At 56.3% G+C, this 24,828-nt stretch carries 30 protein-coding genes and 1 pseudogene; 13 read left to right on the forward strand and 18 right to left on the reverse strand.

All coding sequences use genetic code 11. The annotated features are described in order from the left end of the window. The first annotated feature begins 65 nt into the window (after window positions 1-65). Complete coding sequence (locus BM216_RS29525) at window positions 66-689, forward strand: PAS domain S-box protein (RefSeq protein ID WP_093003352.1); 624 nt, start codon at window positions 66-68, stop codon at window positions 687-689. Here BM216_RS29525 and BM216_RS29530 read toward each other — a convergent pair. The 3 genes and pseudogenes from BM216_RS29530 to wrbA all read right to left on the reverse strand — a co-directional run. Then, window positions 584-1,075: an ester cyclase gene (locus tag BM216_RS29530; RefSeq protein ID WP_093003354.1), complete on the reverse strand. Its 492-nt coding sequence runs from the start codon at window positions 1,073-1,075 to the stop codon at window positions 584-586. The two genes, BM216_RS29525 and BM216_RS29530, sit on opposite strands and share 106 nt — an antisense overlap. 25 nt (window positions 1,076-1,100) lie before the next feature. Next, window positions 1,101-1,874, reverse strand: a complete 774-nt coding sequence (locus tag BM216_RS29535; RefSeq protein ID WP_093003356.1) for an SDR family NAD(P)-dependent oxidoreductase — start codon at window positions 1,872-1,874, stop codon at window positions 1,101-1,103. 73 nt (window positions 1,875-1,947) lie between these two features. Beyond that, window positions 1,948-2,331 (reverse strand): annotated as a pseudogene (wrbA, locus tag BM216_RS29540) (NAD(P)H:quinone oxidoreductase); the annotation flags it as partial. Here wrbA and BM216_RS29545 point away from each other — a divergent pair. From BM216_RS29545 to BM216_RS29575, 8 genes are all read left to right on the forward strand, one after another. Continuing rightward, window positions 2,322-2,645, forward strand: coding sequence for an alpha/beta fold hydrolase (locus BM216_RS29545; RefSeq protein WP_093003358.1), 324 nt, complete (start codon window positions 2,322-2,324; stop codon window positions 2,643-2,645). The pseudogene wrbA and the gene BM216_RS29545 overlap by 10 nt on opposite strands. Window positions 2,646-2,721: 76 nt before the next feature. After that, the gene (locus BM216_RS29550; protein ID WP_093003360.1) at window positions 2,722-4,002 is read left to right on the forward strand and encodes an MFS transporter; all 1,281 of its coding nucleotides are present in this window, start codon (window positions 2,722-2,724) and stop codon (window positions 4,000-4,002) included. Window positions 4,003-4,088: 86 nt separating this feature from the next. Further along, a complete protein-coding gene (locus BM216_RS29555) occupies window positions 4,089-4,820 on the forward strand; it encodes an SDR family oxidoreductase (protein WP_093003362.1) in 732 nt (243 codons plus the stop codon). Between the two features lie 371 nt (window positions 4,821-5,191). Then, complete coding sequence (locus BM216_RS29560; RefSeq protein WP_093003364.1) at window positions 5,192-6,229, forward strand: blue-light-activated histidine kinase; 1,038 nt, start codon at window positions 5,192-5,194, stop codon at window positions 6,227-6,229. 209 nt (window positions 6,230-6,438) lie between these two features. Next, entirely contained in the window at window positions 6,439-6,579 is a 141-nt protein-coding gene (locus tag BM216_RS34320) for a hypothetical protein (protein WP_177230970.1), read from the forward strand. 492 nt (window positions 6,580-7,071) lie between these two features. After that, on the forward strand, window positions 7,072-8,268 hold the full coding sequence (locus tag BM216_RS29565; RefSeq protein ID WP_093003366.1) for an IS256 family transposase: 1,197 nt from the start codon (window positions 7,072-7,074) through the stop codon (window positions 8,266-8,268). A gap of 59 nt (window positions 8,269-8,327) precedes the next feature. After that, entirely contained in the window at window positions 8,328-8,981 is a 654-nt protein-coding gene (locus tag BM216_RS29570; RefSeq protein ID WP_177230971.1) for an HAD family hydrolase, read from the forward strand. A 33-nt stretch (window positions 8,982-9,014) separates the two neighbouring features. Continuing rightward, entirely contained in the window at window positions 9,015-9,899 is an 885-nt protein-coding gene (locus BM216_RS29575; protein WP_093003370.1) for a DUF72 domain-containing protein, read from the forward strand. A gap of 5 nt (window positions 9,900-9,904) precedes the next feature. On the opposite strand, the gene BM216_RS34870 is transcribed toward BM216_RS29575, so the two are convergent. The 8 genes from BM216_RS34870 to BM216_RS29615 form a co-directional block, all read right to left on the reverse strand. Continuing rightward, window positions 9,905-10,354 carry a hypothetical protein gene (locus BM216_RS34870; protein WP_244530390.1) on the reverse strand — a complete coding sequence of 150 codons (450 nt, stop codon included), beginning with the start codon at window positions 10,352-10,354 and terminating at the stop codon, window positions 9,905-9,907. Between the two features lie 5 nt (window positions 10,355-10,359). Beyond that, the gene (locus tag BM216_RS29585) at window positions 10,360-11,439 is read right to left on the reverse strand and encodes a fatty acid desaturase (protein ID WP_093003372.1); all 1,080 of its coding nucleotides are present in this window, start codon (window positions 11,437-11,439) and stop codon (window positions 10,360-10,362) included. A gap of 208 nt (window positions 11,440-11,647) precedes the next feature. Then, window positions 11,648-11,857 (reverse strand): hypothetical protein, encoded by a 210-nt coding sequence (locus tag BM216_RS29590; RefSeq protein WP_093003374.1) that lies wholly within the window; start codon window positions 11,855-11,857, stop codon window positions 11,648-11,650. 132 nt (window positions 11,858-11,989) lie between these two features. After that, window positions 11,990-12,898 carry an NAD(P)/FAD-dependent oxidoreductase gene (locus BM216_RS29595; RefSeq protein ID WP_348272029.1) on the reverse strand — a complete coding sequence of 303 codons (909 nt, stop codon included), beginning with the start codon at window positions 12,896-12,898 and terminating at the stop codon, window positions 11,990-11,992. A gap of 10 nt (window positions 12,899-12,908) precedes the next feature. Further along, window positions 12,909-14,084, reverse strand: a complete 1,176-nt coding sequence (locus tag BM216_RS29600) for a zinc-dependent alcohol dehydrogenase (RefSeq protein ID WP_093003376.1) — start codon at window positions 14,082-14,084, stop codon at window positions 12,909-12,911. 179 nt (window positions 14,085-14,263) lie between these two features. Next, on the reverse strand, window positions 14,264-15,160 hold the full coding sequence (locus tag BM216_RS29605) for a PhnA-like protein (RefSeq protein WP_093003378.1): 897 nt from the start codon (window positions 15,158-15,160) through the stop codon (window positions 14,264-14,266). Between the two features lie 162 nt (window positions 15,161-15,322). Further along, complete coding sequence (locus BM216_RS29610) at window positions 15,323-15,823, reverse strand: YciE/YciF ferroxidase family protein (protein WP_093003380.1); 501 nt, start codon at window positions 15,821-15,823, stop codon at window positions 15,323-15,325. Window positions 15,824-15,905: 82 nt separating this feature from the next. Then, window positions 15,906-16,424 (reverse strand): DUF4142 domain-containing protein, encoded by a 519-nt coding sequence (locus BM216_RS29615; protein WP_093003382.1) that lies wholly within the window; start codon window positions 16,422-16,424, stop codon window positions 15,906-15,908. Between the two features lie 409 nt (window positions 16,425-16,833). On the opposite strand from BM216_RS29615, the gene BM216_RS29620 reads away from it, so the two are divergent. Next, window positions 16,834-17,571: a Crp/Fnr family transcriptional regulator gene (locus BM216_RS29620; protein WP_093003384.1), complete on the forward strand. Its 738-nt coding sequence runs from the start codon at window positions 16,834-16,836 to the stop codon at window positions 17,569-17,571. Window positions 17,572-17,584: 13 nt separating this feature from the next. On the opposite strand, the gene BM216_RS29625 is transcribed toward BM216_RS29620, so the two are convergent. The 4 genes from BM216_RS29625 to BM216_RS29640 all read right to left on the reverse strand — a co-directional run bounded on the left by BM216_RS29625 (window position 17,585) and on the right by BM216_RS29640 (window position 20,040). Further along, a complete protein-coding gene (locus tag BM216_RS29625) occupies window positions 17,585-17,815 on the reverse strand; it encodes a DUF6894 family protein (RefSeq protein WP_093003386.1) in 231 nt (76 codons plus the stop codon). 146 nt (window positions 17,816-17,961) lie between these two features. Then, a complete protein-coding gene (locus BM216_RS29630) occupies window positions 17,962-18,459 on the reverse strand; it encodes a sigma-70 family RNA polymerase sigma factor (RefSeq protein ID WP_210217083.1) in 498 nt (165 codons plus the stop codon). Window positions 18,460-18,855: 396 nt separating this feature from the next. Then, a complete protein-coding gene (locus BM216_RS29635) occupies window positions 18,856-19,290 on the reverse strand; it encodes a hypothetical protein (protein ID WP_093003388.1) in 435 nt (144 codons plus the stop codon). Then, window positions 19,290-20,040 (reverse strand): IS5 family transposase gene (locus BM216_RS29640; RefSeq protein ID WP_143102903.1). Its coding sequence is split into 2 segments (ribosomal slippage): window positions 19,290-19,382 and window positions 19,384-20,040, totalling 750 coding nucleotides; the frame shifts between segments, so codons are not numbered across the junction. The genes BM216_RS29635 and BM216_RS29640 overlap by 1 nt, the downstream gene beginning before the upstream one ends. Window positions 20,041-20,558: 518 nt before the next feature. Between BM216_RS29640 and BM216_RS29645 the strand changes: the two genes are divergently transcribed. Continuing rightward, entirely contained in the window at window positions 20,559-21,485 is a 927-nt protein-coding gene (locus BM216_RS29645) for a manganese catalase family protein (RefSeq protein ID WP_093003390.1), read from the forward strand. Window positions 21,486-21,745: 260 nt separating this feature from the next. On the opposite strand, the gene BM216_RS29650 is transcribed toward BM216_RS29645, so the two are convergent. Further along, window positions 21,746-21,928, reverse strand: a complete 183-nt coding sequence (locus tag BM216_RS29650) for a hypothetical protein (RefSeq protein WP_093003392.1) — start codon at window positions 21,926-21,928, stop codon at window positions 21,746-21,748. Between the two features lie 163 nt (window positions 21,929-22,091). Beyond that, window positions 22,092-22,346 carry a hypothetical protein gene (locus tag BM216_RS29655; protein ID WP_093003394.1) on the reverse strand — a complete coding sequence of 85 codons (255 nt, stop codon included), beginning with the start codon at window positions 22,344-22,346 and terminating at the stop codon, window positions 22,092-22,094. Window positions 22,347-22,952: 606 nt separating this feature from the next. Here BM216_RS29655 and BM216_RS29660 point away from each other — a divergent pair. Beyond that, the gene (locus tag BM216_RS29660; RefSeq protein WP_093002983.1) at window positions 22,953-23,162 is read left to right on the forward strand and encodes a cold-shock protein; all 210 of its coding nucleotides are present in this window, start codon (window positions 22,953-22,955) and stop codon (window positions 23,160-23,162) included. Window positions 23,163-23,535: 373 nt separating this feature from the next. Next, a complete protein-coding gene (locus BM216_RS29665; protein ID WP_244530371.1) occupies window positions 23,536-24,534 on the forward strand; it encodes a sensor histidine kinase in 999 nt (332 codons plus the stop codon). A gap of 8 nt (window positions 24,535-24,542) precedes the next feature. Here BM216_RS29665 and BM216_RS34325 read toward each other — a convergent pair whose 3' ends face one another. Next, window positions 24,543-24,689, reverse strand: coding sequence for a hypothetical protein (locus tag BM216_RS34325; RefSeq protein WP_177230956.1), 147 nt, complete (start codon window positions 24,687-24,689; stop codon window positions 24,543-24,545). Window positions 24,690-24,828 lie beyond the last annotated feature (139 nt).

The raw sequence follows: 24,828 nt of genomic DNA on the forward strand, positions 1-24,828 counted from the left end.
GGCACCTTGATTATCATACCCTAAAACACGCCTAACGCCGTGAAGCTCTTGTCTTTGGAGGAAAGATGGTAGCGGAACCGTATACGGCCGATGATCCCGAAACCCGCCTGGCGTTGTTCGACTTTGCCTTCGAGAATGCTCCGATCGGGATCGCTCTGGTCGATCTTGAGGGACACATCATTCGTGGCAATGCTGCCTTTGCCAAGTTGCTGTCGCTTCCCCTCGAAAAGGTGCTGGGAACGCATTTCAGGGACTTTACCCATCCAGAGGATATCGAGGCGGACCTCATCCTGTTTCAGCAGGTTCTGCAGGGAAGGCGGGACGGCTATACGATCGAGAAGCGTTACCTACGCCCATTTGGCGAGATCGTTCACGTCCTGATCCATGTTGCCGCGATGCGCGATGCTGCGGGCAAGGTCGTGCGCTTCATATCGCAGATCGACGATATCACCCGCCACAAGGAGCATGTACGCGCGAATTGCAATGGTCGATCCCTGGACGACATGTACTTTCGCGGAGCTTCGACTTTAGCCTGGCGCGGGCCTGCCTCAACTCTTCCCACGGCAGGTTTGTTCGTTTCAGATCATGTCTTTCGGGAGCACACAGTTTTCTTCAGGTCAATAGTTGCCAGTATGAGTAAACGTTTGGGGGCCGAGGAGGGCAGGGCGTCGAGTTGCTGCAGAAGATAATAGAGGTTGGCGACACCCCAGTGTTCTACGATCTGGCCGTTGCGAATGCGCATGGCATCGACAGTTTCGAACTTGATCTGGCGGCCCGTTGGCGCGATCCCAAGGACGACGCCCCGGTGCATGCCGTGATAGGTCTTGAAGGTCGTCACGATGTCGCCGTCGACCGCTTGCCAGTGAATTTCGGCGTGGAAGTCCGGGAAGGCTTCTCGCAGCGCGTGGTAAAGACGACGCGCTCCTTCCTTATCTGGCGTCCCGCCTGGCTGCGGTGTGTGGTCCAAAAAGTCGTCGGCGAAAAGCTCGTCAAAAAGTTCGAAGTTGCCGCCAGACTGCACTTCGAGTGTGTTGCGGCGGACGATTGCTTTCAATGCTTCAGCTTGGTCTGACATGGGATTTTCCTTTCAAGGTTCGGTGTCAGAGTTCAAAACCACCGATCGTCATGCCGCCGTCGACGGTCAGCATGTGTCCGGTGACATAGGAGGCGGCGTCGGAGGCAAGCCATATTGCCGCGGCCGCGATTTCCTCCGGCCTGCCTCCGCGTTTGGCGGGAATGGCGTTTTGAGCGAGTGCGGCAAAGGCGGGGTTCTGTTGGCTGTTTGCCACAACCATCGGCGTTTCAGTCCAGCCGGGCGCAATCGCGTTGACGCGGATGCCGTGTGCTGCGTTCTCCATTGCGACAACCCGGGTCAGGCCTTGCACCCCGTGCTTTGAAGCAGCGTAGGCACTCATGCCTCCCGGTCCCGTCAAAGCGGCGACGGAAGCCGTGTTCACGATAGAGCCACCACCACTGCGCTTGATCAGCGGGATCTGGTACTTCATCCCGAGAAAGACACTCTGCAGATTGACGGCGATGACCCGCTGAAAGTCTTCCAATGGATAATCTTCAATCCGTTTTGCAGGGCCGGTTATCCCGGCATTGTTGAAGGCCGCGTCGAGCCGACCGGATGCGGCATCGATCTGTTCGATCCATCCGACAGCCTGAAGCTCGCTCGCGACATCGAGCTCGGTCGTGAACGCCCGGCCATCGTCGGCGCGGATGAGCTCTGCCGTTTGGGTGAGACCCTCGGCATCGCGATCAGCCAGATGCACTGTCGCGCCGTCGCGAGCGAGCCCAAGTGCTATCGCCCGACCGATCCCAGAGCCTGCACCGGTGACCGCGACGACCTTGTTTGAGAAAAGCGAGGACATGACTTCTCCTTGCCAGCCGATCGCAATCGGCTGGTCTGGTTGGAGCTGAATTTTAAGAGTGAGTTAGGCGGGTTTAGTTGCGGGCAGCGACGAGAGCAGCTGCAGTGCGGGCGACGATTTCGCCCTGATGGAAGGCACCGGCGAGATCGATCTGCGAAGGCTGGCGCGACCCGTCGCCACCGGCAACTGTTGTTGCCCCATAAGGAGCGCCACCGACAATCTCTTCGCTGCTCATCTGGCCCTGGTGGCTATAGGGCAGGCCGACGATGATCATGCCAAAGTGCATGAGGTTGGTGATGATCGAGAACAGGGTGGTTTCCTGGCCGCCGTGCTGGGTGCCCGTCGAGGCGAACGCTGCGCCCACTTTGCCGTTGAGAGCGCCCCGTGCCCACAGGCCACCGGCCTGGTCGAGGAAGGCCGCCATCTGCGACGACATCCGCCCGAAGCGTGTGCCGGTATCTGAAATTCACCGACGAAGGGGTCTTCAACTACTTCGCAGCCGACCTGCCTCGCGACGAACAGGAACTGATCGCAGCGACACAGGGAGCGTTTGGCGTCAAGGCGATCGCGACCCCACTGACCCAGGCCGCATGGCACACTGTTCCCTCTTTCGAGGTCGTCTCGACCGATGACAAGGTGATCCCGCCCCAGCTCCAGCGAGATCAGGTCAAGCGCCTCAAGGCGACAGCCATCGAGGTGGCTGCCAGTCATGTCGTCATGCTGTCTCACCCGGACGTAGTGGCGAAGCTGATCATCGAGGCTGCGAAGTAACTCCAAAGCCATGGTGGGCCGTTTTCGTCTCGGTCCACCATGTCCATCAATCTGCTTCTCGCCTTGGAGATCCGCGATGACGCATATTCTTTCCACCCGCCCGTTGGCCCACTATCGTCTTCGGGTTGTTCAGGCTGATGCTGCCACGGCAGACGTTCCGGCAGCACTCACCCGCCCGGCGCTTTCGTTCGCCACCACTGTCGCTGCGATCGTGCTGGTCGCCATCGATCTTCGTCCGGGGATCGTTTCGATCGGACCGCTGCTGCCCCATATCCGCCAGGAGTTTGGGATGTCCAACGCCGAGGCATCCCTGCTGACAGCCATTCCTGCAATGCTGATGGGTTTGCTTGCGTTTCCCACTCCTTGGCTCGCCCACCGATTTGGCCGCGACAGGGTCATTCTGACCGCGCTGATCGTCTTGATGTTGACGACGATCCTGCGCGCCTTCTCCGGCTCGGTCCTCATGCTTCTGGCTTCCACTGTGGGAGTAGGAGCGGGGATTGCGATCGCAGGTGCATTAATCCCAGGCTTCGCAAAGAAGAGTTTTCCGAAGCAGGCAGCGGTTCTGATGGGGATCTACGCATCGTCACTGGGCCTTGGAAGTACGCTTGCCGCCGACCTGACCGAACCGCTTGCAAATCTGAGCGGCGGCTGGAGGTTCGCTGACGGCATCCTTGCAATTCCTTCCCTCACGGCCATAGCCGCTTGGATCATGGTCTCTGCTGCTGAAGGTAGAACACGGGCGCTCGTCAACGAAACGTCAACATCGGCGCGGCGCCGTCTTCCTATAGCCAATCCTGTTGCGTGGCTGATTGCCCTCTACTTTGCTGCCAACAACATCCTGTTCTTCGGGTTCGTGTCGTGGACAGCGCCAATATTCGGTGAATTGGGCATGAGTGCCACCGCTGCGGGGCTTCTGTTGGCAGGCTTCACTGCTGCCTTCATGGTCGCCAATCCATTGGCCGGCTTGATCAGCCGCAATGATGACCGTCGCATCGTGATCGCCCTGTTCGCGGCATTGGCCCTTGTCGGCGCGGCAGCCGTCGCGATTTCGCCAAACCTCCTGCCGTTTTTCTTCATTCCGATGATTGTTTTCGGTGTGGGCGGATCATTCACGCTCGCAATGATCCTGCCCCTCGACAACGCGGCGGATGCCCACGACGCCAATGGCTGGACGGCGTTCGTCATGGGGATTGGCTATTTTGCCGGGGCGCTTGGCCCGCTGCTGCTGGGGATCCTTCGTGACACCACTGGCGACTTCAGGCTCCCTCTCTGGGTACTCGCTGCTGTGGCACTGCTGATGTTCGCTCTCTCACCCTTCCTGCTGCCGCATCACCACCGTCGCGCACAAGCATAACATTCTCCCCAAATAGCTGGCCTAAGCCCGCATCAAACGGCTGCCTCGCGGGTGGCGATAACCTCACCAAACTCAAGGAAAAGATCATGATTGAAAGCGAAGTCGTTCTCATCACTGGCGGCAGCACAGGCATTGGAGCGGAGGTCGCCAGAACTCTGGCGGCAAAGGGCGCAAAGGTTGCGATCGCGGCAAGGCGCGAAGACAAGCTCGATGCGGTCCGTACCGAAATCGCAGCGCAGGGCGGTGACATCCGGGCGTACGTGATGGACGTTACCGACAAGCATCAGGTCAAGGCTGTCGTCGACGCGGTGGTTCAAGACTTCGGCCGCCTCGATGTGATCATAAACAATGCGGGCATCATGCCGATCCGGCCAATGTCTGAAGTCAACACGGACGAGTGGGACGCGATGATCGACGTGAACATCAAGGGCACCCTCTACGGGATCGCCGCCGCCTTGCCCATGTTCCTCGCGCAGCAGAGCGGCCACATCATCAATCTTAGCTCTGTCGCAGGCATCAAAGTCTTTGCGCCGGGCGGTACCGTCTATTCCGGCACGAAGTTTGCGGTCAGCGCGATCTCAGAGGGGCTGCGCATGGAAGTCGGAAATGCCGTTCGTGTCACCTCGATTGAACCGGGCGCCGTTGAGAGCGATTTGAAGCTGGGGACGACGGGCACCGCGCGCGATACGGTGCACGGCTTCTACGAACAGGCCATCCCGGCATCGTCCGTCGCGCGTGCCATTGCCTTTGCAATCGAGCAACCCGATGACGTCGATATCAATGCGATTGTGATCCGTCCCACAGTGCAGGAATTCTAGTCAGCTGGGGCTTGGGCGATCAATTCTCGTCCGAGCCTCACCTTCAATCCCGGAAGTCGACAGGAGGGCGTCACGGATATTAGGCGTCCCGTAAGCACCTAGATGAAACACTGTAAGTTGTCACAACTGTTATCCCGCACACGGTTGAAATAGGGAGTCGACGGTTCGTATCGGTTCAAGAGCAAGTCAGTTGCGTCGGCGGTGACGCTGCGATCCTCATGAGCCGAAGCCATCAATCAGATCCTAACTGGCAGTCAACGCTGATTCCTGGGCCAAGGGTCTTGCTGGAGCAATGGTACTCCTGGTGATGCGGGCCTAAAATATCCCATGAAACAATAACCTCGTTGTGGAGTTACTCGCTCAGCATTTGAATGAGGTTGCATGTGCCAGATAGCCCAGTCCATGGCGACAAGCCTACGGCCGCTGCTCCACAGGGGATTCGTGATTACAAGGAGCTATCCGCCGCTGCATTTGAGAGAACGCGTATGCCGCTTGTCCTCACTGATGCCCGCCATCCCGATCACCCGATCATTCTTGCCAACAAGGCGTTTCTCAATCTGACGGGGTATGAGAGTAGAGAGGTACTTGGACGCAACTGCAGGTTTCTGCAGGGAGAGAATACGGATCGAACTGTTGTCGACCAACTTCGATATGCGATAGCCAGTGAGCTTGAGGCTACGGTCGACATTCTGAACTATAAGAAAGACGGAACGGCGTTCTGGAACGAGTTGCATATCAGCCCGATCAGAGATGACGATCAGCAGCTTGCCTACTACTTCGCCTCTCAGCTGGATGTGACTGATTTCCGGAAGATGAAGGAACTCGAGGCCTCCGAGCGTCGGTTGTTCATGGAGGTTGATCATCGAGCGCGAAATGCCCTCGCGATTGTGGAAAGCATTGTGCGTCTAAGCCGAGCAACTGAGCCGGCGGCTTATGCCATTGCGGTGCAGCGCCGCGTTCATGCGATTTCAACGGCGCACACTCTCCTTTCCGAAGCAGGTTGGGTTGCTGTCGACCTTCGTAGACTGATCCTGGCGCAGGTTCCGGATCCCCAGCAGAATGTCTGTGAATTCAAAGGGCCTGTCCTTTTTATTACGCCGGACGCCGTGCAGCCTCTCTCTCTCGCTTTCCATGAACTGGCAACCAACGCGCTGACGCATGGGACGGCGGCCGTCGGTAGGGGGTCTGTTGCCGTCGCATGGGACATTCAGCCGGGTGGCAGCGTCAAAATTACTTGGGCCGAGGAAACCCAACATTTCCGCGGCGATAAACCCAATGAAGGGTTCGGCACCAAGATTGTACGAACTCTCGTCGAACGACAACTTCATGGGCAGGTGGCCTGGAACTGGCGTGACAGTGGACTTCGTATCGATATCCACATTCCCCAAAAATTGACCCGCAGCTCGTGAGCCGTTGTCGCAGTCGCTGAAGGGTTGTTGCGACCGACACTTTGACTGTTCAGTAGTCACTAGCCGGTTAAGACGCCTACCAGCCTATTGTCGTGATCCCGCGGTGTGTGTTCAACAGCCGAAACTTCTCGCATCACCTCAAAATATCATGAGCGCTTGTGGAACTATGGCTGCCCGCGGCGGTTCGCACCGCGATGAAAGGTGAACCAATGACCGATAAAAAGCCTGACGCGGAAAGCGATGCCGGCAGAACTGGCGAGAACGCTGACGAAAATCGCAAAAAACTCGCAGAGGAGGCGAAGAAGGGCATAGATAAGGCAATGGGCAGAAAGCCACCCTCATCCTCTTAGTATCGAGATGGGTATCAACCGTCCGGCAAAGTTATTTGTCCAAGGCTATGCATACCTGAAACTAACAGCTCTGCTCAAATTTGCCCTCGTGATTGGTGGACAAGAAGGTCTCATGGTCGATGAAAGTTCGAAAATGCTGTTACGTGCTGCTGCGGCCCACATACGACGGCAAGAGATACTGGCTTTTCGATCAGCGCTCTCCGTCCATCTCGCTTCAATACGGCAAGCGAAGACAAAATATTACACTGGTGTTGAAGATGACGACTTTTGCGCCGGCCATGCCTAGCCGTCTGCGCAGTTACGAAACCGTCACGCCAACCGTCGCGGATATCTGAAACAAATTAGATGATAGGGATCTCAAATGCTGGTCAAGGCAATCCTTTTCGATATCGATGGGATCGTGTCCCATGGAGTGGTGTAGCTGGATTTCATAGCCATCGGTGATTTCCGGTAGGGTCGGGTTGCTTAGAGCCAACCTGAGGGACACCACCGATGACCGACGACATGATGAACCTGCGCTCACTCGTTGAGAAGAGCGCCGACGCCGATTTGCTGCGCGAGATGATCGGCTTTGCTGCCGAGAAGCTGATGGCGCTGGAGGTCGGCACGAAGACCGGTGCGGGCTATGGCGAGAAGAATGGCTTCCGACTTGCCCAGCGCAACGGCTACCGCGACCGGGACTGGGAGACACGGGCGGGCACCGTCGAGCTGCGTATTCCCAAGCTTCGTACTGGCAGCTATTTCCCGAGCTTCCTGGAGCCGCGCCGGATGGCGGAGAAGGCTCTGACGGCTGTCATTCAGGAGGCTTACATCCAGGGTGTTTCGACCCGCTCGGTTGACGACCTCGTTAAGGCCATGGGCATGTCGGGCATTTCCAAGAGCCAGGTCTCCCGGCTGTGCGAGGAGATCGACGAGAAGGTGAAGGCCTTTCTCGACCGGCCTATCGAAGGCGAATGGCCCTACCTCTGGATTGACGCGACGTATTTGAAGGTCCGGCGTGGCGGGCGCATCGTCTCTGTTGCTGTCATCATTGCCGTCGGCGTCAACACCGACGGCCGACGCGAAGTGCTCGGCATGGAGATCGGCACGTCCGAGGCCGAGGCGATCTGGACCGAGTTTCTTCGAAAGCTGACCAGGCGGGGTCTGCGTGGCGTCAAACTCGCCATCTCAGATGCGGATGAGGGCATCAAAGCCGCAGTATCGAAGGTGCTCTGCGCCACCTGGCAGCGCTGCAGGGTCCATTTCATGCGCAATGCTTTGGCCCATGCTGGAAAGAGCGGACGGCGCGTCGTCTCCGCCTTCATTGCCACGGCTTTCGCTCAGGACACGCCGGAGGCGGCAAGCACTCAGTGGCGCAACGTCGCCGACCAGATCAGGCCAAAGGTCCCGAAGCTCGCCAGTCTCATGGACAACGCTGAACAAGACGTACTCGCTTACATGACCTTTCCCAAGCAGCATTGGGCCAAACTTCACTCGACCAACCCCATCGAGCGACTGAACGGCGAGATCAAGCGGCGGACCGAGGTCGTCGGCATCTTCCCCAACGACGACGCTATCGTGCGCCTGGTCGGTGCGCTGCTGCTGGAACACAACGATGAATGGGCCGTCCAGCGATCTCGCTATATGACACTGGAAACCATCGCCACGATGAGCGATGATCCACTCATCAGCCTGCCAGCAGCAAGCTGATACTCATCCGGCCCTCTGGGATGAGCCGTGGTCGTCTAAGCTACACCACGTCCTGGGACATGATCATCGATGGCACGCTCGTGGACAGCAACGACCTGCACGTGCTTGCCTGGCGCGAGGCATTTGAGAGCATCGGAATAACCTTCTCAGAACCGGAAATTCATGCTCAGATCGGCAAGGGTGCCGATATGCTGATACCCGCGCTCGTGCCGGACCTTGATGCCGCGACATGTCAGGAACTGGGAAAGTTGCAGGGCGAGATTTTCCGTCGCAAGTATCGCGCGTCTGTCAAACCGTTCCGGCACGCTTTCGAGCTGCTTGCACATTCCAGTGAGTGTCAGCAGCAGGTCGTGCTGGCCTCTTCGGCTTCGCAGGATGATCTCAGTCACTATATGGAAGAACTGAATATCAGGGAGCTCGTGGCCGCCACGACAAGTGGCGGCGAAGTGGAAAACACCAAACCGTCTCCCGATATCTTTTCGACCGCGCTGGCAAAATTGAAGGGTGTTACGGCCGAGGAAGTGATGGTGGTGGGGGATTCTCCCTACGACGTCGAGGCGGCCCGCAAAATTGGCATTTCCACAGTGGCGTTGCGGTCCGGAGGGTTTGCGGATGAGCTCCTGCGGAATGCTGGCGCGATTGCCATTTACGATGCCGTCGCTGCGCTGTTGTCGGATTACGCCAACTCCCCACTGGGTCATCATAGCGACTGACCGCTCTTGCCCTGTGGGACAGCGAGAAGCACGGTGAGTGAACTATCGGAAGACGAGATCGCTGTGCGCCGCATCCGACGAGCCGAGCGCCGTCAAAAACAGCGCGATGCCAATGTCACGCGCGCAGCCAGAATGCACGAACTTCGCATATCGCGGCCCACGCTCGAACCAGTGGCGTCTGACCCGGTATCCGGATGCGTCCATATCGGCTGCTCCGGGTGGTATTACTGGCATTGGAAAGGGGCCATGTATCCCTCCGACGTGCCATCGAGCCAATGGTTTTCGATCTACCAGGGCCGTTTCAAAACGGTCGAGCTGAACGCGCCGTTCTATTCCTGGCCGACAGTGGGTGCGGTTAAGACGTGGATCCGCCAGGGCGATCCGGGATTCATTTACTCGATCAAGGTCTGTGAGCTCATCACCCACATCAAGCGTTTCGATGAAACGGAAACCTTGATCCGGGATTTTGGTTACATCGCGGATATGCTCGGGCCTCAGATGGGGTGTTTCCTGTTCCAACTCCCACCTAGCGTCCGATATTCAGCCGAAACTCTTCACTCGATCCTTTCTCAGCTTGATCCGCGGCGTCGCAATGTCGTGGAATTTCGTCATAAAAGTTGGTGGAATGCGACGGTGTACGAAGCTTTCTCGTCCGTGGGTGTAATATTCTGCTCTTGCAGTGGCCCGAGGTTACCGGACGAACTCGTAAAGACCGCCGATGACATCTATGTCCGCTTTCACGGTGTGAGCCAGTGGTATCGTCACGACTACAGTGATCAAGAACTGCAGGTCTGGGCCGACCGAATTTTGAGCTCGTCTGCGAAAACCGTCTGGGTGTATCTCAACAATGATCGCGACGGCCATTCCATCAGGAACGCGCAACGCCTTGCGGAGATGTTAAACGAGAAAGCAGGATAGAGAAGTCAGTCATCGCTGATCGAGGGCAGATGGAGTTCGACCTCGCGGCGCTGCTTCGCCTCCATCGGCTCAACCTTGATATCCCAGAATTCCGAAGCCTCCTTGGGTTCGTCCTCCCATAGCCGCGTGTTGACGATGTTGTCGTCGACCTTAGCTCGCCGTTTGCCGCCTAGCCGGAGATATTCCTCGGCCAATTTCAGAGACGGAGTCTTTTCCTCCTCCCCGCCGTCCGCAGTTTCTGGCGCTTCGATAGCTGCAAGAACGGCGGCAAGCCTGTCGTGTTGTGGTCCCCTCGGCTCTTGCGCCAAGAATGAATCGACAGTGCTTCGTATTTCATGCCCACCCGACGCAGGATTTCCTCGATGTAGAACAAAAGCTTCACTGCTCTGCTCGTTACGTCCGAGGAACCATCGGTCACCGTTGGAACTCGTGGCAAATTCTTTCAGATTTTCCACTGCTATCATCCTTTCTCGGAACGTCGGGCTTCAGGCGGCAACGCTGGTGGCGCACCTGTCTGTTGTGCCCGAGCTTCTTTCAAAGATATTAGTCGTTGTGCCCTCTCGTCCCACAAGACGAGTTTCACGCAGGCAAGGCTGTCACGAAGGCTGATCCGGCCCACATTCGCCAGTTCGGGGTAATCCCGTAGAATTTCGGGTAATCTGTAGAAGGGCACTTTGCTCGACAGATGGTGGATATGATGCATTCCGATGTTTCCAGTGATCCATCGCAGTGGCGCGGGGAGATTGTAGTAGGACGCTCCATGCATAGCTGCGTAAGGGAAATTCCAATCCGGCGGCCTCGACCAGTGCGTATCCTCGAACTGATGCTGAACGTAAAAAAGCCAGACACCGGCGGAACTGGCAATCAACACGATTGGCAGATGAACCAAGAGGAAAGGTACAAGTCCCACCGCCCAGATCAGCACGACAGCGAGCGCTGCAACAACGGCGTTCGTGGCGAGTGTCGACACCCAGGGAAGGGCGCCTGAGCGCATCAGTCCGAAAGGTAATCTTTGTTTGAACAGAAACAGGAATGCCGGGCCGAGACCGAACATTACGGCAGGATGCCGATAGATCCGATAACCGACCTTTCCCCGTGCAGACAGGGAATGATATTCGCGAACAGTGAGGGTCGTAATATCGCCAACCCCGCGTTCGTCGAGATTGCCGGCCGAGGCGTGGTGCTCGGCGTGGGCTCGACGCCAGTAATCGTAAGGTGTCAACGTCAGGACGCCGATCGCTCTTCCGGTCCAGTCGTCCCAGCGACGACGACCGAAGAGGGAGCCATGCCCGCAGTCGTGTTGGAGCATGAAAAGCCTCAGCAGAAATCCGGCCGCCGGCACGATTAGAACCAGGCCTGGCCAGAACTCAAAATAGACGGCAAACCAAGTGCCGAGCCAAAGCAGCAGGAACGGTACGACTGTTACTGCAAGCTCGTAGACGCTGCGACGAACATCCGGCTGTCGATATTTCGCGAGGATCTTCAGCCAAGCTTTTTCGTTTGAGCCTGACTGTAGATCTGATGTGCCAGTCGCGCTCATTATTAAATTGCCTCAGTTTGTGGATGAAATTCCGTTTAGCGCGCAAGACTTTACGCGGTGCGAAGGATGGTGCGGTCCAATTACGATACGAAACGATGCCAGTGTTACATCCCGTCTCGTGTTCGCATGCGGCATGCGCGAAGCCCCGTAACGGCTTGCGGCGGTATTGGGGAGAGAAGGTAGCTCTCGCTCCCGCTCATGATGACTGCTAGCCGCGAGAATTCTGCTCGTTTGGCTCGGCGGGATCGTAGTTCAGATCGAAATTCTTCTCAGGCTTTTTCCCAGGTGGGTCACGATGAACTGTCGCATCTTCCGAACCCGTGATCACGGTAGGTTTTGCACTGTGAACGCCGGTCGCTTTACGGTCTGCCTGCGAGGGCGCGTACTGGCCCTTGGCATCGTCTTCTGGGTTGCTCATATTTCCATCTCCTCGTTAGAGACGTCGAACATCCCATTGGTTCACGAGTTCCGCGGCTTGAGAAAATATCTTTGCCCGATCACAGGTCGTGAACTCCGGGGGGCGAAAGCGGATGAAACCGTGTTTCGATATCTACCTCAACAGTGTCCGCGAAGCGCTCATATCGTTTCGAATGGTTGTTGCCGCAATCGCCGCCTGCCCCATGGCGCTGGCTATCTGATCAAGGCCGGGCACCACATCTCCGGCAGCATAAAGCCCAGCAACGGTCGTCCTTTGATGAGAGTCGACCTGAATGCAGCCTGCATCGGTGAGGCTAGCGTCTAGAGTTTTGGCCAACTGAGATTGCGCCATCGATCCCATTGCCGCGTATATCGACGAAAACGGCAGCTTTCGACCTGACACTTCAGCGACTATCCTGTCGGCCTCGATTTCAAGCATACTGATCGGTCCGATCACATGTCTAACTTTATAGGCAACTAGTCTCGAAAGCTGCTCGTCGGATAGGAGATGGTTCTCCTCCGGTGAGATCAATGTGACGTGCTGAGTGTAGCTTCGAAGGAAGGTCGCCTCAGCGAAACCGTTCTCTCCGGTACCGATGACGCCAACAACCGTGTCAGTCACTTCGTATCCATCGCAGACGGGGCAGTATCGGAGCAATCCTCGCGACAAAGCTTCCTTGTGAAGGCTTTCCGCCATGGCCGGCCTGTGGTTTACAACACCCGTCGCCAAGAGAACCGATTGCGCATGGACAAGTCTTCCGCCGGCTAAGGCCGAGAAGCCAGAAGGACCGGCCGTGAGGGAGGTAACGTTTCCTACCCGAAACTCCGCGCCATAGCGTGATGCCTGGCTGCGCATTATGATGACCAGGTCGCTGCCGGCGATCCCGTCGGGATAACCTGCGTGATTATGTGTCATCGGAATAGACATGGCGCGTCCCTGGCCACGATCAATGACAAGGACACGCAAGTGAAAACGCGCGAGATAGATTGCGGCGGTAAGACCGGCTGGTCCCCCGCCGATGACCAGGCAATCATACATCATGAACCGCGGCTCATGCTGTTAGAACCACTTTTATGCAGTTATCCTTCTTATCCCGGAAGGTTTCGTAGAGGGCTGGACCGTCCTCAAGTTTGGCACGGTGGGTTATAATAAAACTCGGATCGATCTCGCCTTCCTCGATGCGCCGTAGGAGATCGAGCGAGTAACGATTGACATGCGTCTGCCCGGTTCGAATGGTCAGCCCTTTGTTCATTGCTGCTCCAAAGGGAATTTTGTCTAGAAACCCACCATAAACCCCAGGGACCGAGACGACACCACCCGGACGGCATGCCATGATCGCGGCGCGCAGAGCGTGAGGGCGATCGGTCCCAAGCAGTGTCGCGGCTTTTACCTTATCGATCACGGCGTCGAAAGATGCGGTGGCATGGGATTCAGCGCCGACAGCGTCGATGCACTTGTCGGCGCCGTGACCGCCGGTCAATTCCTTGATCCTGTCTGGGATGGTCGCATCCTCATCGTCGAAATTGATGATCTCGGCGCCAGCTTCCTGAGCCATTGCGAGTCGCTCGGGGACATTGTCGATCGCAATCACGCGAGCGGCACCTTGCATTAGAGCACTCTTGATGCAGAACTGACCCACGGGTCCGCAGCCCCAGATGGCAACGATATCTGACGGTTCGATTTCGCAGTTGGCTGCCGCCATCCAACCTGTCGGAAAGATATCGCCAAGGAATAAAGCCTGCTCGTCGCTCATACCGTTTGGAATGATAATCGGCGAGACATCGGCATAGGGAACGCGGACGTACTCCGCCTGGCCGCCGGGATATGCGCCTGTAAGATGGGAATAACCAAAGAGGCCGGCCGTTGGATATCCGAAGGCCTTCGTAGCATTGTCGGCGTTTCGATTGGTCCGTTCGCAAACCGACCAGTTGCCTTTCAAGCACTGCTGGCATTCGCCGCAGCAGATCGTGAAAGGTACAACGACGCGATCGCCGACCTTGAGCTTTTTGTTGTCCCGACCGACATCGACAACTTCACCCATGAATTCGTGGCCAAGTATGTCGCCTTTTTCCATAAATGGAATGTATCCGTCCATGAGATGGAGATCCGAGCCGCAAATCGCACAAGCAGTCATCTTGATGATGACATCTCGGCCATCCTCGATTTTGGGATCTGGGACGCTGTCGCAGCGTATATCGCCCTTACCGTGCCAGCAAAGTGCCTTCATTTGAATGTCTCCTTTTGAACATTGGGTCAACGGCGCCCAATGCGCGGATTTACGGGTGGGTACGAGAGTGCGACCAAGTGAATGGTGGAGTTTGGCAAACGGAGACCCGGCGGGAAGTCGGGGATGTGCCAAATGATCGGCGCCATCTGCAGAACCATGCTTCGCATCGAAAGCAGCTATTAGACGCCTGCGATGTGACGCTTGTCGTCGGTTCTTAAAATGCCTCTCGTGCCGGAAACCCCACCAAACCATGACGCGGCAGCACCGAGTGCCAAGGCAAGGAAGCCAAGGATTGCGCCTGTTGCTACCGTCGTGGCAGCGATATCGGCGGCCTCCGTGGCCTGCTTTTTGGCCGCTTCAATGTTGTCGTGGTAGGTCTTCTCATACTGTTCGACTTGTAGTCTGGCCTGATCCACAGGGATACCTTGGGCGCGTGAGACTGCATCGGCAGCGCGTGTCCGGGCGTCCTCAGCCGCTGCTTGATCCCCCGTCATGGCCGCCTGGACAGCAGCAACTGCTGCGTCTTGCAGGGCCTTGGGATCATTTCCTGTCGATCCGCGGACCTGCCGTACTATTCCGGCCATCGGATCGGTTGCGCTGGAAATCGCCGGGGCACTTGCTGCCACAGCGGTCGCAGCCGTTTGTCCGGCTCCGCTGATAACGCTCGAAAGCCCTGAAAACGCGCCGCCGATCAAAGCGCCAATTGACGTGGTCAACATGAATAAGACGACGAGCGTGGTCACAGCCCAGGTCGTCAGACCATGGAAACCACCGGTCGACTTGTCGGGTCGCCCCGATATCCTGCTGGCTATATAGCCACCAATGAAGGCTGAAACGATCCCCGCAAGCACGAACCAAATGCCCCCTGCTATCGAAGAGGTAGACGCTTCCGGGTTATCGGAGGTGGTCGGGTCGAGTACGGCAGCACCGATACCAACGCCCAGGAGGTTAAGCAAGAACTGGGCGGCGAGAGCGATCGCAACACCAGCGAGAACCGCTCCCCAAGATATTTTATACAACGCTACGCCAGAGGCGAAGCCGCTATCGCTATCACGGGCTGGAATAGGAACTGTCATAGGAATTCTCCTGGATCGCTATCGATATTCGGAGCTCGCTAACATGCAGCCAAGGAAGGAGTTCCATGCCCTCGAAATCAAGTTTGATATTGAGCGAACGCACTTCAGAAAAAAGAGAGGCCGCCGTGCGGCGGCCTCTGATCAGTGAGGTCGGAAGAGTATCTAAGCGACTTTCTTGGCACCCTTGGGATTGGCTGAGGCCTCCCCCAATTGGGTAAGCAGCTCGTCGGTCTTCAATTCTTCCTGCAGATTGGCATCCAGCAGCGGGACTGCGTCCGCGAGGCCCAGCTGATTGGCCCAGCTTTTCAACGTGCCATAGCGCGCGATTTCGTAGTGCTCGACGGCTTGCGCCGATGCGATCAATCCTGCGTCAAGGGCGGGCGATCCCTTGAATTCTTCCATGATCTCCTCGCCTTCAGACAGAATACCCTGGATCGCCTCGCAAGTCTTGCCACGCGCGGGCTTGCCGATTAGTTCAAAAACCTGCTGGAGGCGTTCGATTTGACCTTCTGTCTGGTCTTTGTGGGTCAGAAAAGCTTGCTTGCCCTCAGTGGATTGGGCGGCACGTGCCATCTTGGGCAATGCCTTCAAGATCTGCTTCTCGGCAAAATAGATATCCTTGAGCGTATCAAGGAACAGATCGTCCAAACTCTTCTCTGCCATCATAGGCTCCATTGTTGCTAGGGTTGAAATTGCGGCCATCGAACACGTAGCCGCGTAATAAGTTCCACCGCTTTGAGCGCGATTATTTGTTATCGGTCAAACCGTGAACCTTGATCGCATGTGTCCTCAACGTCCCAAGCGTTGCTGTCGCAAAGTTTTTAATAGGACCGTCAGGGCCATCCTTGACATACGAGGTAAACATGGCGACAGCCTCCTCGTGGGCCGCGACCTGGGTTGCCAGATACGCTTGGTCGAAATCCACATCTGACGCCGCTTCGAGGGCGGCGAGCTTGTCGGTGTTTTCCTGTGTCAGGCCCGTTGGGAGCTCGATTTTCTCGGCCTCGACAGCCGATTTCAAATCCGTAGAAGACTTGGTGTGATCCATCACCATGTCGCGGGCAAACCGTTTGGCGGCATCATCCTTGCCACGCGCGATGGCGACTTTGGCCGCTTCGATTTCGAACATGTCGGACTGCGCAGCCTTTTGAGCGAACGCTGTGCTCGCAGCGTCCTGAGCATAGGCCGGAAGCATGCTAGAGGTTGTGAAGGAGTATGTGATGGCGAAAGCAGCTATCATTGGTATACGGGGGTAATGCATCATTCAATCCTTATCAGCAGTGACAGTCGGAACCGGGCACGATGGTTAGTTGAAGTCGGGAGACATCGTGTCTCCGCGGTACTCCGCGAGGTCGCTCACAAACCCAATCTCCTTCAGAGCGGCGACGATTTCTCATGACGACTTGGGCTGCCATTTCGCGCCCGAGGCGACCCACTGTTCCTCCACCCCAACGCCGAGACGACGAACAGTCCTTGCGGCGGATACGGCAGGTTCCTTATCTGCTAGAATGGGACCTGCCCGAGTTCTAGCCGGTACAGCCCCTTGCAAGGGGCATATGGCGCACCTTAGTTCTGGAACCTTTGTACCGCCTTTACATAGTTAATACAGATCGAGATTTCTGATCAGTCGAGCGTCACGGTCGGTCGCGCCAGAAATTGAGGGAGAGCATTCGTTGTCGAACGCGTTTGTCAGGAAATTGGACCGATTTGAGCAGCTAACCCCAGATGATAGGGCGTGGCTTCTTGAGATTTCCGTCAGAGCAAAGCAGGTCAGTGCAGATTGCGACCTCATTCGTGAAGGCGACAACCCTGAAAATGTGTTGGTAGTCATCGACGGATTTGCAATGCGGTACAAGCTGACTTCCAACGGTCGGAGACAGATATTTGCCTATCTCATACCTGGCGATTTTTGTGATCTACATGTTGCTTTACTGAAGAAGATGGACCACAGCATAGGCACCCTCAGCCCTTGCCGCGTCGCTCACTTCACGCCCGCAATGATCGTTGAACTGACGGAGCGCAGTCCTTCTCTGACGCGCGCCCTGTGGATGTGTTCGCTTGTCGATGGGGCTACGCTTCGAGAATGGCTGGTAAATCTCGGCCAGAGATCAGCTCCTCATAGGATCTCTCATTTATTCTGTGAGCTTCACGAGAGAATGCTGGCCGTCGGTCTAACTGACGATGGTTCGTTTGAATTGCCGCTCACGCAATCGGAATTGAGCGACACCATGGGCCTTTCAATTGTGCATGTTAACAGAAGCTTGAAAGAGCTGAGAGAAGCAGGACTTGTCACACTTCGAAATGAGAGGATCATCATTCCGGACGTCGCGGTTCTCAAGGACTACGCCGAGTTCGATGCAAGCTACCTTCATCTGAAATGGCCACTACAAGGTGCCAGGAACTCCTCTTAGCCTATTCGACAACCTAAAGACCGTGGCGGTCTATTGAGAAGTTCACGCCAAAAACGATCGTTGCGTCGAGATCAGTTACGACCATCTGCCAAGCTTGACCTTTCCAGCTGTGCTGGCCGTCACTCAGCATCTGCCCAGCGGCTCGAATCGCTTCAGTGCGCATCTGGTCCAAGTTCGTAAGTTCAAGGCCGATTTCATCAATGACCGCTTTGCCGTTAAGAATGTGAAAAAAGTATCGCGGCATATGGCTAGGCTCCCGTGCTATGGCGGGAGCGCATTGTCTCTCTGTCACGAGCTGGCCAACAAGGTGCGGGTGATGCGATGATTAGATATGCGAACCCCGGCGGACACTAGCACATATGATAGGTCGGGCAGAATACGGGGCAAGAATCATGTGGCGCCACTCGTTTGCTGCGCGAGCACTAGTCGAGCCCGGTTCACCCGGCTTTTGATAGTGCCGACTGGGCATCCACATCTCTTAGCCGCAGCCTCGTAACTGTCGCCGTCGACAAGAACCGCATCAAATGCCCCTCGGTGCTCGGGCGAAAGGTTTGCGACAGCCCTGTTGAATTCCTGCATCCGGATTGCCCATTCCTGCGCGGGAGGAACAGACGATTGTAGCGAGACACAATCTTCACGACCGGGCGCTTCTCTCACGCTTCGTTGGTAGCGAGTGCAGAACGAGTTGCGAAGGATCGTAAACAGCCACGATCTGATGCGGGTGCCCGGCTGGAACTTGTCGAGATTGGCGAGGCCGCGCAGGAGTGTTTCCTGGACGAGATCATCGACGTCGTTGGGATTGTTCGAGAAGCGTTTCGCAAAATTCCGGATTTCAGGAATGAGCCTGATCATGTCGGCGCGTATAACATCGTTTGTATTACGATCCATTGGAACCACCTCCACGGGTTGCGCCGTCCTGGACAGGAAGGGATCCGGGCTGTGCTAGAGCGGACGCCTTTGGTGTGCTTGTGCGATGAGCCTCCCGGCCCTCATCGCGGCGTTTGCCTACAAGGCTGCACGTCAGTTCGCTGAGGCGGTCAGGGTCTACAAGGCCTCGGCCGTAGAAATGCAACACCGCCCTTGCAAGAAATACAGGGTCGACATCCGCGCAAATCGGACGAGTCACGGCCACTCGATACGCGGCCGCCATTGCCCGGATATCCGAGGGGTAAAAGACCGTTGGAAATAATTCGGGATTTGCCTGCACTGATCGCTCCTCCTGTTCGGCCTTGCGGTCGGTACAACTCAGCGTATATTCTCCTATTGGCCGCTCAATTACATATGTTAATGCTTTGTCACTTTATGCTGAGCGAGAAGCGCAGCCATAATCGCCGCGATCGCCTCGCGCTCGCGTGACATGCAGAAGCCGCTAGTTTGTGCCTTCCCTGTCTGCGATCCCGCAAAGATGGCCGGGATTCCCAGCGCATCCAATTGATCGGTAAGGAGGATGAGCGCGTCAATGTCCAGGTCTAGGTCGATTATCGCGCCCACGACTAAGGCAACTGCTACAGGAGAGATCTGACTAATAGACAGAACGGGACCAATCAGTTCGACTCCTGCTTCCCGCCACGCATAGACCGTTTCGCGGTCAACGAACGTGTTCGGGCCAATTGTCAGGATGAGCAATTTTTCCACAAATTCCGCTTTCTTCGTTTCGAATGCGATGGTCTCGCGGATTTGCAGTTTCGCGGTAAACTCAGAGTCCGTCCGAGAGTTCATTATGACCGTGCGATGCGTCTGGTCAGCGTCATGATGGATGCAGCATAGAGGAAGGCTTCGGCGGACTTTATCGTCGCCTCCGGGGTTTTTCCACAGTCGCCGATTTCGACTGATCCAGGCGAAGAAGCGTTCTACGACCCAGCGCTTGGGATGAACGGCAAAGCCGACCTGATCCTTGGGCTTGCGGACGATCTCGACATCGACAAGCGTCGCATTCTGCGGCCTGTCGCCTGAATATCCCATGTCGGCGAACGCCTTCTCCACGAAGGGAAAGGACCTGCGGGATACCCGCAGAACAGGAATCGCTCCGTCGCGGTCCTGAATGTCGGCAGGCTGAGGATCGAGAATAAGTGCACGGCCATCCATGTCCACCATTGCTTGCCGTTTGCGGCCCTTGATCTTCTTGCCTGCATCATAGCCGCGCGGGCCACCGCTCTCGGTGGTCTTGAGGCTCTGGCTGTCCAGAACAGCGGCGCTCGGCGAGGCCTGCCGTCCGATCCGCTCGCGATCCATTGTGACGAGGCGACGGTTGATCCGTGTGAACAGCCCAGTATCGCGCCATCGGCAGAAATAACCAAACACGGTGCTCTTGGGCGGCAGGTCTTTCGGGATAAGCCGCCAGGGGATGCCGCCGCGCAAAACATAGAAGATGGCATTGACGATCTCACGCACAGGCCAAACTGGCTTGCGACCTCTGCGCGCGGGCGGAGGAAACAGCGGCGAGAGCACCTCCCATTCGCTGTCCGTCAGATCGGTTTCATATCGGGGTTGTTTGCGACTCTACTGCCGCCGGGTGGTCGGGTTCCACATGGCTCTTCCATTCTGGCTTTAAACACCATCTTGGAATCATCATCGACCCGATCACTCAACTCAATTCTCGGACAGCCTCTCAGGCGTTGCGGTTATTTTCTTGGTTACCGAGGAGTCGGTGGTCTGACCCGTCTGTCCAAGCCGAGGATTCTGAACAAGAGATCTCAGGAGAGTTCCTGCATTATTTCTTTAAGTCCTTTCTTTTCCGACCGGAGACGAGACTTGTCGGCCATTCGGAGAGCTGTCCAGGATAAACGGACGTTCGCGATGCTATTTTGCCGCCAGGCCCATATGCATGGGATGCCAACGCACGCTTTTTTGGTGCAATTTGACGAGATGCAGGCGCGCGTTCGCCGATCGTCAATGGTTGCCCACCCTTCCTTTTTCTTTTTGGCGCTAGGGAACTCGATCCACGTCGCCTTGTTCGTTGGCTTCATCCAACCAAGAAGGAACAGCACATGTTCATGAGAGTAGACCAGCTGCAGGCCAACCTGCCAGCTCCAGCACGCGCGGACCCAAATGCCGCCGCCGCTCTACAGGAGCTCCTCGGCGGTAAGTACGGAGAAATGTCCACGCTCGGAAACTACATGTTCCAAAGCTTCAATTTCCGCAGCAAGGAAAAGCTCAAGCCGTTTTATAGCCTCGTCGCCAGCATTACGGCGGAGGAGCTTGGCCACGTCGAGCTCGTTAGCAATGGCGTTGCCATGCTCAATAATGGTCCGGACATTCCGGGCGGTGACGAAGGCGATGGAGGCGATATCTCTGGCGCTCCGTGGGAAGGGATGAAAGATATTCGCCTCGCTGCGGCATTCCTTTCTGGTGGCGGCGGTGCGACGCCCGTCAATAGCAACGGCGTTTCATGGAATAACGATTTCATCACAACCACGGGCAACGTGGTGGTCGACCTCCTGCACAACTTTCACCTCGAATGCGGCGCGCGCCTTCACAAGCTACGGGTCTACGAGACACTCTCTGATCCGACCGGTCGTGAAGTCTGCGGCTATCTTCTTGTGCGTGGGTCCGTCCACGCGCACGCATACGCTCTGGCGCTTGAAAAGATCACCGGCGTCGACGTCAAGAAATTCCTCCCGACACCGAATATTCCGCTCGATAAGATTCCCGAGTGCCAGAAATATTTGGATGAGGGCTCTCACCGCCGTCTTTATACGTTCAGCCCAGGCGATTACAGGGAGATGTCGGGAATCTGGGGTAATGGTGAAGTGGCTTTGCCAACGGATCCACCAGGTGAGCTCGAGGTCGTCGACGGCATGCCTGAAGGCGGAAAAATCCAGCAGCTTATCGGGGTTCCATCGGCGTTTACGCCTGACTATGCCCCGGAAGAAATGTTCGAGATTGCTGAGAAACTTTACAAAGCATCACGCTAAAGACCGGGGGGCTCAGCCCCCCCCGTTTGCCAAGCCATTATGATTGCCAGACCTCCGAGCCCTTGGCAGGTCCAGAAGTACGACACCGACTCTATATCTTGTGATGTCACGACCGTCGCTAATTGGTCGCATGACAAACTGCAGGAAGCCGACCAAGTTCGCCGAGAACAATAATTATATTCAGTCAAAAAATAGAAGCGCGTTGCGCTCGCTGTATGTGCTGAGTGATCCCGTTCTCGTGTTTAGGAGACACTTCAACGTCAACCACCGCCAGGCGAAACGCTATCGTCTTCAACGTCCGGCAACGAACCAGTTCCCGGCGTTTTGCTTTTGTCCATCAAATGCTGCTTGGCATGAGGACCTGCGGCGGGGTTATGCGAGGCAATCGGTACCTCTTTTCTCGTCTCCTCAATGGCTTCTTGCGCAATTTTGTCTTGGCTCATGATTGCTCCTGTCAAAAGGTCGAGCGATATCTGAGGTCATCAGAAATGACCCCGAGCATCAGTTGCTGATGTGAACAGCACCGAATGGTTGCTGTTATCGTAGGGCTTTAGCCGGCGTCTGTCTCTGTCAGAAAAGCAATGGGACCTAAGCCGGCTGCAATGCTCACCTCCGGTAAGGAGCGTTCTCCACTGCGCGGCGGTCCTCGGCACGGTTCATCGTGTTGACCCTGTTCATAATGTAAGCGACGACATTGCCCCCACAATGATCCGCAAGGTCTCGAGCAGTGTAGCCGTCTGTCTGGGCCTTACTAATTAAGATGCGAGCCTGCTCCTCGAAATCAACAGACTCGCTGGAGAATCCTGGAGAGGTGGCCATTTCCTCGTACTTATCGTCGAGCCATTCGTTCACTGACTTCATGTTGCTAATCCTTGGGTTTGGAGGCCAAATGTCGTCGTCAAAAATTTTTTCTGCCAACGGCAGCCCGACACGTCGCGGTCCATTTTGGAGCTTGCATCAGCATCTATTGCTGAAGACCGGCGGCCTTAGGGCGTACCTGACCAACATGCAGCCGGCATTATCGATCTGTAACGAGCAGCTGGAATGGAAGACATGCTGTCGTCCTAGGCTAGGGCAAGGTTTTGCGCCTTGGCGACAGCGACCTTGAGACAACCTGTTCCTATAACCCTAGGTCGTGCCAATTTATCCGATTGCAAGGTGCATCCTCTTAATGAGAGACTAACCACAGTCGAGCGACGCCGTTCGTAGTGGTCGTCGATGTGTATTTTTCGTTCGGATGTTATAGCGCGGGGAAAAGCGCCACTAGCTAGCTGCTAAAACTAAAGGTTGACTTTGATGTTTGACGTCTCTATTTATGGTTTATCGATATTTTGCTTGCTGAGCTTTGGTTACCGCGCGATTAGCACCGCGTTTTGAACGAACCTTCCTTTCAAAAACATCGCCACCTCCATCTGCGGAGCGCAGGTTTCGCGGTCGATCAATCATGCTTTGAAAGGGATCATCATCATGACCACAGGCACAGTAAAATGGTTCAACTCCACCAAGGGCTTTGGCTTCATTCAGCCTGACAACGGCGGCGCTGACGCTTTCGTCCATATCTCGGCCGTCGAACGCGCCGGAATGCGCGAAATCGTTGAAGGTCAGAAGCTTGGCTACGAACTCGAGCGCGACGTGAAGTCGGGCAAAATGTCGGCCTGCAACCTTCAGGCCGCCTAATCATAACTGGGTTCGTCCGTGACCACGGATGTACTGGCACTGACGAGACCGAGTTATCTACGAGGCCGGGCGAATAGCCTGGCCTTTTTTGTTGCTCACACTCAGTGCGTACTCTCTAGGATTCTGTCCATGGCACAGACCAATTTGAAATCCAGGGCATCAGGCAGAAATCGCCTTCAGCCACACTTAATCGCGGTTTTTCGCACGTAACTAAGCAATCGAGAAATTGGACTCCATTGTCCAGGATCGCGAGGCAAAATACCGTGCGGCTGCGGGAGGCAGGCCTGGCGAAGGAAGCATACGAAATTGCAATTGTTCCCGATGGTTTGGCAGCGAAGCGCGGCCGTCAGAACGGAGTTACAAGGTTTAGGCATTGCTCAATCACGACGAAAACGTAGAGTGGAATTCAAGTCAACTCCAGCGCGCCATAAAGGCTGCGGGGGTGGCTTTGTGGACATGGAATGTCGATACCGACGCGTTCGTGATGGATCGACGCGGGTACGAACTTTGGGACGTCAGGATTGATGGCACCCTGTCCTTTGAGGATCTGTCGGAAAAAATACACCCGGCTGACCGTGACCGGGTAAGAGCGGCATTCATCGCAACACGTGCGGTCGTTGGACTTTATGAGATCGATTTTCGGATACTATGTGGCCTCGATATCCGCTGGGTATCGGCGCGCGGACAAGGAAACGACGAAGACATCTTGGCCCGATCAATGACCGGCATTTTTCTCGACGTGACATCTCGCAAGCAGGCCGAAGAAGGACACGAGCTTCTTGCAGGTGAAATGAGCCACCGTGTGAAGAACCTGCTCGCCATCGCAACCGGGCTCACACAGATTACCTCGCGGTCCGCGAACTCGATAACGGATATGACCTCCCAGCTAACCCAGCGCCTGACCGCGCTAGGGCGCGCCCATGACCTTGTCCGCCCATTACCTGGCGGTCAGGGGAAGGCGGCGCTGCTTGGAGATCTAATTACGATCCTGCTTGCGCCATACGACGAGACCGCTGCGTTTTCTGGGCGCATCAGAGTGGCGGTTCCGCGCATGGGCGTCGGTGAAGGCGCGGCAACAGGGCTGGCGTTGGTCATTCACGAGCTCGCGACCAATTCGCTGAAGTACGGTGCATTATCGTCAGCGACTGGGACGCTAGATCTCTCGGGCAAAAATGCCGGCGAGGACGTGGTTTTGACATGGACAGAGCAGGGCGGTCCGGAGGTCGTCGCTCCTGAGGGGGAAGGCGGTTATGGCAGCCGACTGCTCATGCGAACGATGTCCGCTCATCTGGGTGGGACGATAGCATACAACTGGACACTGAGCGGAGCTCAGGTGACGCTGACCATCGATGGGAACCGTCTCTCCGTCTGACTGACGATCTAATCGTCATTCATCCGTCTTGCATCGGCGTCTGCCGAGAACGGGAGCTCGATTTCCGTTTGTGGGATGCGGCCAGAAGCGCCGATGATGCCAGCCTCCAAAATTCGAGCGGCAACCTCATGGGCAAGATCGACCGCGGTCGCCATAACCCGCATCTGGACGTTAGTGAACAGGAAGTGGATGGCTTGCTCGCCGAATATCTAGAGCTTCGTCCGCCGTCCTGGCCTACATGACTTCGAAGCCGGCGTCTTTCAGAGCATTGATCACCTTCGCGCCGCTGAGCGA

The organism is Rhizobium sp. NFR07 (assembly GCF_900111905.1).
Classification (GTDB): domain Bacteria; phylum Pseudomonadota; class Alphaproteobacteria; order Rhizobiales; family Rhizobiaceae; genus Neorhizobium.